The organism is Myroides marinus (genome assembly GCF_900109075.1).
GTDB lineage: Bacteria > Bacteroidota > Bacteroidia > Flavobacteriales > Flavobacteriaceae > Flavobacterium > Flavobacterium marinum_A.
Map to the genome: position 1 here is coordinate 1 of NZ_FNYS01000037.1, position 12,412 is coordinate 12,412.

General features: G+C 34.4%; 9 protein-coding genes. 2 read left to right on the plus strand and 7 right to left on the minus strand.

Annotated elements, in window-relative coordinates; translation table 11 throughout:
• Window positions 1-54 precede the first annotated feature (54 nt).
• Entirely contained in the window at window positions 55-948 is an 894-nt protein-coding gene (locus BMX53_RS18415; RefSeq protein WP_063176900.1) for an IS1595 family transposase, read from the plus strand.
• Between the two features lie 296 nt (window positions 949-1,244).
• Entirely contained in the window at window positions 1,245-2,414 is a 1,170-nt protein-coding gene (locus BMX53_RS18420; protein ID WP_074748374.1) for an ATP-binding protein, read from the plus strand.
• Between the two features lie 382 nt (window positions 2,415-2,796).
• On the opposite strand, the gene BMX53_RS18425 is transcribed toward BMX53_RS18420, so the two are convergent.
• From BMX53_RS18425 to BMX53_RS18455, 7 genes are all read right to left on the minus strand, one after another.
• A complete protein-coding gene (locus BMX53_RS18425; RefSeq protein WP_074748377.1) occupies window positions 2,797-3,729 on the minus strand; it encodes a PorP/SprF family type IX secretion system membrane protein in 933 nt (310 codons plus the stop codon).
• 4 nt (window positions 3,730-3,733) lie between these two features.
• Complete coding sequence (locus BMX53_RS18430; protein ID WP_074748380.1) at window positions 3,734-5,008, minus strand: T9SS type B sorting domain-containing protein; 1,275 nt, start codon at window positions 5,006-5,008, stop codon at window positions 3,734-3,736.
• 17 nt (window positions 5,009-5,025) lie between these two features.
• Window positions 5,026-8,256 carry a hypothetical protein gene (locus BMX53_RS18435; protein WP_143061461.1) on the minus strand — a complete coding sequence of 1,077 codons (3,231 nt, stop codon included), beginning with the start codon at window positions 8,254-8,256 and terminating at the stop codon, window positions 5,026-5,028.
• A 26-nt stretch (window positions 8,257-8,282) separates the two neighbouring features.
• Window positions 8,283-8,993, minus strand: a complete 711-nt coding sequence (locus BMX53_RS18440; RefSeq protein WP_038985695.1) for a hypothetical protein — start codon at window positions 8,991-8,993, stop codon at window positions 8,283-8,285.
• Between the two features lie 81 nt (window positions 8,994-9,074).
• Complete coding sequence (locus BMX53_RS18445) at window positions 9,075-11,192, minus strand: hypothetical protein (protein ID WP_074748386.1); 2,118 nt, start codon at window positions 11,190-11,192, stop codon at window positions 9,075-9,077.
• A 171-nt stretch (window positions 11,193-11,363) separates the two neighbouring features.
• Complete coding sequence (locus BMX53_RS18450; protein ID WP_074748389.1) at window positions 11,364-11,996, minus strand: helix-turn-helix domain-containing protein; 633 nt, start codon at window positions 11,994-11,996, stop codon at window positions 11,364-11,366.
• Window positions 11,997-12,069: 73 nt separating this feature from the next.
• The coding region (locus BMX53_RS18455) for an IS30 family transposase (protein ID WP_143061462.1) at window positions 12,070-12,412 on the minus strand (343 nt) is incomplete at its 5' end.

The window sequence follows — 12,412 nt, forward strand, 5'->3', positions numbered from 1 at the left end:
AATGAGGTCAACAGATAAATGCATATCTTTAAAGTATTGAAAACAGGTAATTATATGGATATTTTTAAGGGACAAAATCTTATAGAGTTTAGCGATCGCTTTAAAACAGATGAAGATTGTAAGATTTACCTATCTCAAATGAAGTGGTCAGAAGGCTATATATGTAGAAGATGTGGTCATACCAAGAGTCAAATTCGAAAGAATTTATCTCGTACATGTAATATTTGTAGCCATACTGAAAGCCCTACTGCAGGGACTTTATTTCATAAACTTAAGTTTAGTTTACGTAAAGCGTTTTTCATTTGTTTTGAGATGTCAACGACAACTAAATCCTTATCAGCCTCACAAACTTCTGTGCGCTTTGGCATAACAGAAACTACAGCAAGAATGTTTATGCATAAAGCGAGAATTGCCATGGAATCAAGTAATAAAGACCTTATGCAGGGAGAAATCCATGTAGATGAGTTTACTATTGGAGGATATGAAGAAGGGAAAGTAGGTAGAAGTTATGATGTAAAAAAAAAGAAGATAGTATGCTGCGTAGAACTTGATGATCTAGGTCAAGTAAAGCGTTTTTATGCCAATAAAATAGACGATTATTCTTCTAAATCACTTGTTTCAATATTTAAAAACCATATCGATAAACAAGCTAAGGTAGTCACTGATCTTTGGAAAGGATATAGACCTATTGCTAAACAATACAATATCAAACAGATATTAAGTAATAAAGGGAAGAATTTTATTGCGTTACACAACATGATTCATCAAGTAAAATCATGGATTAGAACAACTTATTCATGGGTATCTCCTTCAAATATAAACAGATACTTAGATGAGTATTGTTTTAGAATTAATAGATCTCAATCTAAAAATACTATATTCAATAATCTTCTTAAGAGAATGATTAATCATAGTCCTATAACTATCAAAAGTTTAGTAGGTAACTAACTACTGACCTCATATTCTTTATTGTTATATGGGGAATTATCTATTACTTTTTAATATCATAAAAAAGCAAAAGAATAGCGTACTTATTAAAAGCTATAAGGTTGCTTTGCAATCCTAATTCATTTATATAATTTATTTACTTATCGCTTTTCAAGGCTCGATTAACTCCCGATGGCTCAGATTTACAATCCGTAACAACAAAAAAAAGATAAAATCGCACTCACATAGTGCATTTATTTGAAATAAATGCACTATGTGAGTGCATTTATACTTATATTTGTAATAAAATAAACAGTATGGAACGGTTATTTGAGTATTCAAACAAGTTAATCAATCAGACTAACACAGATTTCTTTCGCTACATATATAATCAAATCAATTGGGAAAATCGAATGATAGGTCTAATTGGTCCCCGTGGTGTAGGTAAGACTACTCTTGTCCTGCAATATATCAAACAGAATTTAAGTCCTACAGAAACACTTTACATTACCGCAGAGGACTTTTATTTTGTGGATAATAAAATCATTGAGTTAGTTGATACCTTTGTCAAGTTTGGAGGCAAGTATTTATTTATTGATGAAATTCATAAATACCCCGATTGGGCAAAAGACCTCAAACTGATTTATGATTACCATAAAAATTTAAAAGTTGTATTTACGGGCTCATCTGTACTTGATATTAAAAAGGGAGCTTCTGATTTAAGTCGTAGAGCTATTATCTATAATATGCAAGGTTTGTCTTTTCGAGAGTATCTGAAACTATTTCATAACATTTCTTCTAAAACATACACATTACAAGAAGTACTACAGCATAAGGTTAATATTCCAGAGATAGAAAGACCTTTATTATACTATGCTGATTACTTAAAGAAAGGTTATTATCCTTTTGCCTTAGAACAAGACTTTGATATTCGTTTGGCTCAGATAATTAATCAGACTTTAGAGAATGATATTCCAATGTATGCTAATATGAATGTGGCTACAGGTAGAAAATTAAAACAATTATTAGCTATCGTTTCTCAAAGTGCTCCTTTTAAACCTAATATGAGTAAAATAGCTGAAATGCTATCTGTAAGTAGAAATAATATTGCTGACTATTGTCTGTACATTGAAGAAGCTGGGCTAATCACTCAACTACGTGACAATACTGGGGGAATTAGAGGATTAGGCAAGGTAGATAAAATCTATCTAGACAATACCAATTTGATCTACAACCTAGCAAGTGATTCTTCAAATATTGGAAATATTCGTGAAACATTCTTCTTAAATCAGACACGAGTAAAACATAATGTTATATCTTCTGCTGACTCAGATTTCTTAATTGAGAATATAACCTTTGAAATAGGAGGCAAAAACAAAAGCCAAAAACAAATTAAAAATATTGAGAACAGTTATGTTGTAAAAGATGATATAGAAACTGGCTTTCTGAATGTTATTCCTTTATGGCAATTTGGATTATTGTATTAATTTTTTTTTTGTGCTTTTGTTGTTTACGGATGTGATCAGCACACAATCATATGGGCGTAACACCTTACACCTATACTACTGTGGATGTTATCTGTGTGACACGGTTGATAAATCGTCTCTACATTGACGTGCTGTGTGTACATAATACCAGTAAGGCAAAACCCGTAAACAGTCAACCGATTACCGTAACCCCTCTTCTCCCTTCTCCCCAAAAAAAAAGCCACTCTTTCAAGTGGCTATTTTGGGATAATCTGTCATTTTAGATCTAACAGCGGGATCGGTTGAAAAAAAAAATTGTTTGTTGTTTTGTTGCTCTATTGAGCGGTTGCTAAAATTGATATTTAAAAAGATTCTTGTACTTACCTCATTCTTAAGTAGTATTTTAGAAGAATCGAGGTGTATTAACCTTACTTGTTCGCTTAAATAATTCAAATCTCATAAATACCTCGTGGGATCCTGAGTTGTAATGGTGCAATTTGGTTGTTTCAAAATCATAACTATATCCGATAAATAAACTATTATTGATTTGGAATCCAGCCAGGGCGCTAACTGAGGCATCCCAGCGGTATGCAGCTCCTAGAGTGAATTTCTCATACAATAAGAAATTAGCAGTTAGATCCACTTGTAAAGGGGCTCCACTTACTGCTTTTACTAAAGCAGCGGGTTTAAATAATACATCGCGGCTTAGATCAAATACATAACCTCCCATTAGATAGAAGTGCATCTTTTGTCTCATCGTAGTGAGATCGTTATCGTTGTATCTATCGGTTGTCAAAAAGTTGGGAACAGATACTCCTACATAGGCTTTGTCAGAATACATATAAAGACCTGCTCCAATATTAGGGTTAAACTTATTTTTAATATTTACCTGTGTAGTGGGATCTGTAGGGTCGTATATATTTAGCTTAGTATAATCTACGCTTAATAAATTAGCGGTTGTTTTAAGACCAAAAGCTAATCTATAGTCCTCGTTTAAATCAATGGTATAGGCCAAGTCAACAGAGATATTATTCTCATCCATCGCTCCAATACGGTCATTAGTGAAGCTCACTCCCAGGGCTAACCCATTTTGTCCAAGTGGAGTAGTAACTGATATATTAGCAGTCTTAGGTGCTCCATCTAGCCCTACCCACTGTGCTCTGTAGATACCAAATATATTTAGGTTCTCGCGGCTACCTACATAGGCGGGATTAACCATATTGGTATTATACATATACTGGGTGTACTGCGGATCTTGCTGGGCATAAAGCATAGAAGTGGAGCCTATTAATAATAGGCTCACTCCTAATAATATAATTCTCTTTTTCAATTTCATGACTTTATTGATTTTCCAAATGTAAATAGCCTGTTTTCTTTTTCATTTGCGTTCCTCTATTATCGCTGTACTGATAGGTTACAACATAATAATAAGTACCCGTAGCAAGTCTATCAGACTTATTTAAAGTTGCGCGCCCGTTTGAATATCCTCTAAATACATTGCCTGCACTATCATAGTTTTTCGTATCGTATACTTTAACTCCCCAACGGTTATAAATCTCTACTGTATTATTGGGAAATCTGTTGATATTCTCAATAAAAAAATAGTCGTTCTTACCATCACCATTAGGCGATACAGCATTATAAATAACAATATCTTGCTCTGGTGGATCCTCTTGTGCCACAAGTCCTAGAGTAAAAACACTCATCCCTTTTACTTCAATAGGCGTGCTAACTTGTTTATTAACTAAATCAACTACCCCACCCAGATCTATCCATAGCTTCTGCTTATCATCCCAACTAACAATGTGAAGCTGTTTCTCTGGATTGACCAAAAGCTCTTTCGGGGTACTGCGCTCATCCCAAGACAAGGTGATTATAGCTGAATCTTCTTTGCCCTGAACCTGCTTTACAATCCAATACTCTTCTTTATTAATTTCTGTAATAGAAGGTTGTTTGTTCTGATGTGGATAAACAGCATCTGTTGGCTCAAAAAAGTACTCACTAGAATAAGCCGTAAGCACCTCTTCTAAGGCTGATATTACTGCTCTGCGATACAACCCTTTCTTGCCAATAGGAAAGATAAAAGAGGCATCTCCTACCTTGTCTACTGCTCCGTCAATATAGCTTAAATCACTAGTGTGAATATGTTTGCCTTTAGCGCCAAATAGTACTCCTGAGGTATTGTCTTGATTAACTCTAACAATTCCTTTGTTAAAATCAGCTGTTCCATCTATTGAGATATCATTCTTTAAGTCAAAAGCGTATGTTTTAGTACTATTATCAAACAATACATTAAAGTATTGTATGGGTTTAGAACCTAGTAATTCTTGTACTTCAATACCCTTAAAACTGGATAAACTCGAAGTGCTACCTGTGCTATAGGTAAACAATCCATCGTTATATAAGTCTTTATAAAATTGGAATTCTCCATTGTTAAAGACCGTTGCTAAATTGCTATTTTTAAAGTCAAAATACGTACTAATTAGTGTATTAGGCATGATGTACAATTGCCCATTATTAACAGTAATAGATTCACTAGATTGAGCATAAATAGACTTACTAGGTATTAAGGCTACTATCAATAGCCATAATAAATGCGTAATACTTCTTATCATAGTTCTATCTTTTAAAGTTAGTTACTCTCTAATCTAGTGCGTATTAAAGGGTTGACAATGGATCCGCAATTTTTGACGATAACTTTTAAATATTGCACGTTCCCATAACGACAGCCTTGGCGTTTAGTGGTGATCTTTAAGTAGAGATTATCTGTTTTACTATAACTTGAATAGGTCTTCTTTAATTCAAATACCTGCTTATCAGCATTGGAATTACTAGTGATCTCATGCAGTGATGAATTAGGTATATCCTTCCAGCCTATAATATCGTACTGATTAGTCACAGGGTTGATTACCGAGCTGTATTCTGCAGATGCAAAAGAAAGATCATAAGTAGTACAAACATCTAATTTCTCTATCTCTAAAGGAGCTGTGACACATAGGTTATTACTGTCTATCTCTAATGTAAATGTCGGCACTACAGAGACATCCCAAACATAGGTTTTCACTCCAAGTAGGTTAACAGAAACTACATTGTCCATTTTTATCTCTATGCGATCAAATGGCGCTCCTATAGCTGGTAGACTTACTACATATTTATCTTTGGCCTGATCGCTAATTAACTTTAATAAATCTAAGCGTATAATCTCAAATGCTTCTGAGTGTACTGGATCGCCTATAGGGTTATTTCCCATAAAACGCTGTATAGTAAAATTCTTTAACAGATTAAGATCCAATAAAATCCCTCCTTCCGCACTCATTACAATTTGAACTTTATCACCTGGACGTGCTATTTCTTTAAATTTGACTACTAACTTCTGGCGATTTAAAACGGCTGCCGAACTATTAAAAACAGCTGCTGTATTATAATTAGGTGTTCCGCTTAAACTAGTAGAACCCTCTACTGCATCTACAGCATAATATGGATTTAAAACTCCTGATAAACTCGTAGCTACACCTAAACCTGCATCTTCTACTCCGTAAAGAACATCTTTAGTGGTAGCGTTTAGCACAAGGTTGGGATTAACTCCTTTTATAACTGTATTAGTATCACAAACCAAAGAGGCATTTATAGCGATGCGCTCGTCTATATAAGCACCATATACTCTAGCTGATGTAGCTACCCCTAACAGACCTCCATTTAATACTCGTACGCCACCATAGGCTACGGCATTACCCCCGCTGTCCTTAGGTATAAAACTGTATTCAAAAGTATTGTCTCCTGCAAGTAAATTTACTAGTGCTAACTCTCCAATGGAGATAAGTGGACCTATGGTTGCTCCGTTTTTATCTAAAGCCTGAACCGTAGTCCCCCCTATGAGTTCTACTAAACTAAACTGTTGCCCTAATTTAATGGTAACAGGTGTACCTGCAGCAATAGGTGTATTCACTACATTGTCAAACATTAAATTAACCCAAGCTGTGCCTATTCCTAGTACATTTATAGGATTAGAGATTGTCGCATAAGTAGATAAATCCTGATCTGCTGCATTAGCTTCGTTAAGTACAGCACCTGTTAGGACATTTCCTTTACTTACCTGAGTTGCTACTCTTTGTTTATACTTATACTCACACTCTTGTTTATCGTATACATAAACAGTTATACGCTTTATAATATCACAAGTCACATTGGCATCCAGTGCAGCATTTTTGGCCTTTACATAATAGTTATACGTTCCTATTTGATTAAAGGATATGGCCTGTCCTGTAACGTCTTGATTTGTTCTCTCATCGAAGATTTGAACTCCCGAAGCTCCTGGCAAATTAGATTGATATAATGCACTGCTAAAAAGCACCGAAGCATCTGGCTGTCCATTATTATCTGCATCTAACTTTACACTTATAGAAGACTTACCTGTAATCTTATAATCCTGCTGATCTTGAACATTAAAACTCGCATATACATTAGGGCAATACTCTGAGGTATTTATCCCTTTTATATAATAGGTTCCCAAAGGTTGCCACTTATTGGCTTCTTTCTCTGCTGCAGTCTTAAAGGGAATTTCTTTCTGTTGTTGATTGACAATAACATATTCATGACTAGCATCATAACTAGGGATCATCTGAGTTAAATCAAACTTGCGCTCTCGTATACCTGCATTTATAAACTCTCTTGAGCATCTATTAACTATCTTAGGACTAGCATCAACAAAAGCAACATCATATAGCTGTAAATCTCCACTAGAGGCTAAAACTCCTACCGAAATAGGCTTCTTAACCCTAATGGAAACTTTGTCGTATTTTACAAAATTGCCATTGACGTCTTTATCTGGCGTTGCTAAAAAGCTAAAAGGGATATTACCTCCACCATTTATAATTCCTAAGACATCAGCCTTTAAAACACTTTGATTCACTTTAACTGTACTGACTACAGCATTATTACTATAAAAAAGAACTTCTACTCCCGAGGCTACATCAGCTTTTAAAAGCCCAGAAGGCATCTGCATCTTTAAGCGTACTACTTTCTTATTAGTCTCCTCTGGCAAATAGAAAAACTGTTCTATCTGATTATTCAATCCAACAGATAATAACTTAGAACTACCTATAGTGGTAAAACTCTGCAAATCACTATCAATAGCAAAATGCTCATTAGTAATAGGACGCGTAGTACTACCTAATAGTGTTAAAACCTCACCAGTAGCCTTGTAATTAGTAAGTATCTCTGGACAAGATGGCAAAGTAGAATAATAGAACGAATCATAAATATTCATATAATTACTACCTCCTAATCCTGAAGTCTGGTCTTGTATAACAATCTGATTAAAATTTGCCCCTGCAGTAACCCTAGCATAGTAGTTGCCTTTTGCATCCTTTACAAAACGTATTTTAGACTCATCAGTATCCTTATAATCACGTAATCCAACTTTATAAACAGGAGTTGTACCTTGATTAAAGGTAAAAGTTGTCTCGTGAAGTCCCCCAAGTAGTCCACCTAAAATATCTTTCAAAAGAGTACCTACATATCCACCTAATATATAATCTAAGGTTTCATTCTCTGAGCTACTTAACTTTATGTAATACACATGCTTAGTCCCATCTATCGCACTAGGATGCGTTAGCGTTAAAATATATGATTCTAATGTTGATGACTTTACCTGAGTAAAACTATCTTCGTTTGTATCATAAGCTTTTTGTCTCTCGGCTAATGGCATATAGTCCCCACCTCCTAATGGTTTAGGATTACTACCAGAACTCGTAGGTCTACTTTTAACCCCTGCAGAATTAACGGGTTGTCCAAGCAAGCTAGTCTGCATCAAGAAAAACAAAATCAATAAAAGGCTTTTGTATATTTTGTAATATTTCACCATGTTCTCTAGTTTTAAATATTAGACAACTACTTAATTACAAAAACAACATTGACAAAAGAGTAATCAGTCCCTGTTCCCTTAACTGTATAGCTTAATACACCATTCTGATCAATACTTAAATTCTCTAAAGCAGAGGTGTCATAATCTGTAATATAATACCACATATCTGTAGCTAATGGCAAATTAGGTATCTCAGCAGGAGCTGTAGTCTCAGGGGTACCTCCTGTACTTTTAATAAACTTAACACTAGGCAAACTTGAATTAATAGTTCCCCCATTTGCATCCATAACAAATGTCTTACCGGTAAACTGCGCTAGATACTCTGCATGTAGATTTCGCTTAAATGCTCCCACTGCTGATGTATTTATCACAATGGATGGCATATAAAAAAACCTTGACTTAACAAGTTTATCATCAGAGTTAATTACTCTTGTCCATTTACTCTTAGACGGAGTTACCGTATCCTCTAGCCAGTAATAATATCCTGGTACAAGCCCTGAAGAGACAAGATTAGTGGTATTGTATATCATCAACGAATTCGCATTAGCCACGTTAGTCTGTAATTGCTGTGTCACTGAACTCAGTGCTACTCTAGGAAGTAAAACGCCTTTATCAAGAGCTGTTACCTCTAATTGAGCAGAACCATTAGGTTTAGATGTTCCAATACCATTTTGTGCCTTTACTGTGAAAACACTAAAAACACCAAAAACAAAAATTAATAAATAGTGACTTTTCATACTCCTAGATTTTAAATAATTACAATTACCCCTAATAATCCTTCCCTACTATTAGGGGTATGACTCAATAGCACTTTATTTTTACTTAACAGAGTATTCTGCAATTACTTTAATAGAAAAATCCTGTGTAATCACTTCTGGTAAAAGAGCATACCAATTACCAACACCAATTTTAAAAGTAAGCGCATTTACATTGACTAGAACATCTGTTGTACTTGTATTGATAAGTTGATTCGTGGCAGCGTTTAACAGCTTTATACCGATGACATTTCCTACTGATTTACCAGCAGGTACACTTAGGGTAATAGCCGATACATCGGCAGTTCCTTTTGCCACTGTAGCGTTAAATACTCCTTTGTATATTTTGCCTCCATCGATCCAAGTATCACCTGTATTGACAATAGTTGTACTACTATAAGTATCTCCTAGCTGATTTTTAATATCTTGTTTTTGCTCAGCAGTAGCATTGGTAATCGCATTGACAACAACCTGAGAAATATCTACTATTTCTTTTAATTTAGTGGTCTCATTGATGGTATAAAAAGAGAACGCTGGTATAGCTAACTGCCCCGATGGGGTACCTGCTGCTATATCTGTACGGGTAAAATACACATTGCCTCCTGCACTTAAGATATTAGATATTGCATTTTTAACTTCTGTATTATTGTCAATAGACCATTTAATATCTGCTGTTAAATCAATATAGTTCTTAACCTGTGCATTTTCTGTTATGTATTCATACACAATTTTCTCAGCAGATTTACTATCAACTAGCACTGGAGTATAAGCAGCATTAGCTACACTTTTTCCTACTTGAGTCTGAGATTCACTCGCCTTTACAATGGTTTTAAACTTAGTGTTATCTACTGTATCCCATTGACTGGTAGTTTGATTCCACGTTTGGAAAACTACATCGCCAGTTGTTCCATCATAAATAATCTTAGTCATCCCGTCTTGCAGATTCTTAGTGACTTCCTGAATATACTTTTCTAGTGTAGTATAATTAACGCTATTTACAGTCACAGGACTATTTACAATTGTATTAAAATTATGAACTACTCCATTAGGTACATCAAGGTAATATACCCCACTAGGAAGGCTTGTTGGATTCCATCCATTTACGACTTGCTCAGTAGGCAACACCTGGTTATTTGCCACTAAATATGCCTCTGAAATATAATATTGCTTGCTCTTATCTGTGGTCTGTACAAAAGTGGTTTTTGACTCAGAAGCACCTATTAAATCACTTAATAAAATTGTTTTGTACTGTGTACCATCCCAATACTGAAATTCCCATACTGGAGCTGCAACAGATCCTGTGTTCTTATAAATCACATTGCCTTCTATCAGAGAGGCTATATGCTGAATGTACTGCTCAACAGTGGTAAATGTGTTAGAGCCTTCTGTAATATTAATAGGAGCTTTAATAATCTCTTTAATATTGTTTACCACCCCACCGATAACATCAACTTGGTATACTCCTGCTGGTAAAGTGGTCCAACCATCTATGACCTGCTGAGTAGGCTCTGTGTTATTATTAGCTATTAAATAAGTCTCTGATATGTAATACTGCTTAGTCTTATCTGTAGTTTTTACTAATAATGTCTTAGGTTCACTACCATTTAACAGACTTATAATATCACTGGTAATATTCTTTTTCACATAGCTAGAACTAGCAGTATCAAAGTAAAGGTACTCTACAACTGGATTAGCTCCTGGTGTGAAGATCATACCTCCTCCATAAGTGTCTCCGGTCTTAGTTAGATCTATTAAGTTATTGGCTGGAAAGGCTGTTCTTAATAAGGCTATTACTTTATCTAAACTAGTCTGAAAGTTACTGATATTGCCAATAGCTGTATCTAATTGAGCTTGATTAACAATACGCTCCCAGTGTGCTGCGACAGGATTAGATCCTGTAACTGCCGAAACCCAGTAATAAAAACCTGGTGTAATGGCTGTATTTCCAGTTCCTGATGTTGCTGTATTATAAATTAATAAGCTCTCAGCTTGAGTACCATCTATTGGGCTAAAACTAGTTAATGAGGTAAGTTCTATACGAGGTATCAAAACCCCTTTATCTGTCGCTTTTACTTCTAACTGAGATGACGATATAGGTGCAGAAGTTCCAACACCTACTTGGCTATAAGCACCAGTTAAACCACTAACTAATAATGCTACTGTAAGTAATCTTTTTTTCATAACTTAGGTTTTAAAGTTTATACAAATTGAAAACTAAAAAAATAAATAATAGTTAAAAAAACACCATTACTTTTATGTATTTCACAATAAATTTAATTTTGTAAAACACAAAAATCAATAACAAAACTCTTTTGAATTTCACAAAACACCTGGATTTGACGAATCCAAAAACTAAAAAGACTCCTCTTTTATATACTTTGTGAATGTTACTCCCTTCACTCGTTTAAAAACAGTAGAAAATTGACTATGGGAAGAGAAACCTGCTAATGATGAAATATAGGCTACCTTGCAAAATTTCAAATCTCCTTCACTTCTCAATAACTCTAATACATACTCTACTCTTAACCGATTGATATAAGTATTAAAGTTTTCATTGTTTCTCTCTTTTAAAATAGCGGATAAATAACTGCGGTTGGTTCCAAAACTGGTGGATAAAGTAGTGAGCGAAACTAATGGATCTTTATAACCGTGCTCTCTCTCAAACTTCTCTATATACTCAATAAGGCGTATCTTAGTCTCTATAGACATTAAATCGGTATCGCAGTCTGGATTAGTATCTATGGTAAGTAATGAGTCTAGGACAAAAGACAACTGATTAACACTTAAATAGTTTATTGTTCTTTTCTCAATCTTACGTATCAAAAAAGTAAATAATGCTAATGAGAATATAAGGAAGATTCCTGCTGCTATATAAAAATACAATCCTCTGGTAAATAACAAGCTGTTACTTAACTCGGCTGTACTCAAAGAGATTGTATTAATCAATGAATGATTATAGTTTATCCCTTTCTTAACCACAGACATATAGTCTTCTAATCTTAATAAATCTTTTACTTTACTAGCATAAATAAAATCAGATACAATAACTCTCGTGAATTCAAGTTATAAATGCAACAGTTGCTATTTTGTCTAATTTATCTGCAAAAACTTCATTAGGCGATTTAAAACCAAATCTCTTTCTTGGTCTATTGTTTAAAATATTTACAACTCTATCTATTTGTTGTTGTGTAATTAAATCGAAGTTACTCATTTTCGGGAAATATTGTCTGACTAAACCATTTAAATTTTCATTAGCGCCTCTTTCCCAACTGTGATAAGGTTTTGCAAAATAATAGGCAATCTGTAACGCATTAGCTATATTTTGATGGTTTGCAAACTCTTTTCCATTATCAGAAGTGATTGTATGTAGAAGAGGTTTGTAATCCTTTAATAGCTCTATT

Bases quoted from the DNA above. Each gene is read 5' to 3' on its own strand.
- BMX53_RS18450 (WP_074748389.1), bottom strand. From the start codon at position 11,996: ATGTCTGTGGTTAAGAAAGGGATAAACTATAATCATTCATTGATTAAT.
- BMX53_RS18430 (WP_074748380.1), bottom strand. From the start codon at position 5,008: ATGATAAGAAGTATTACGCATTTATTATGGCTATTGATAGTAGCCTTA.
- BMX53_RS18445 (WP_074748386.1), bottom strand. From the start codon at position 11,192: ATGAAAAAAAGATTACTTACAGTAGCATTATTAGTTAGTGGTTTAACT.
- BMX53_RS18415 (WP_063176900.1), top strand. From the start codon at position 55: ATGGATATTTTTAAGGGACAAAATCTTATAGAGTTTAGCGATCGCTTT.
- BMX53_RS18425 (WP_074748377.1), bottom strand. From the start codon at position 3,729: ATGAAATTGAAAAAGAGAATTATATTATTAGGAGTGAGCCTATTATTA.
- BMX53_RS18420 (WP_074748374.1), top strand. From the start codon at position 1,245: ATGGAACGGTTATTTGAGTATTCAAACAAGTTAATCAATCAGACTAAC.
- BMX53_RS18440 (WP_038985695.1), bottom strand. From the start codon at position 8,993: ATGAAAAGTCACTATTTATTAATTTTTGTTTTTGGTGTTTTTAGTGTT.
- BMX53_RS18435 (WP_143061461.1), bottom strand. From the start codon at position 8,256: ATGGTGAAATATTACAAAATATACAAAAGCCTTTTATTGATTTTGTTT.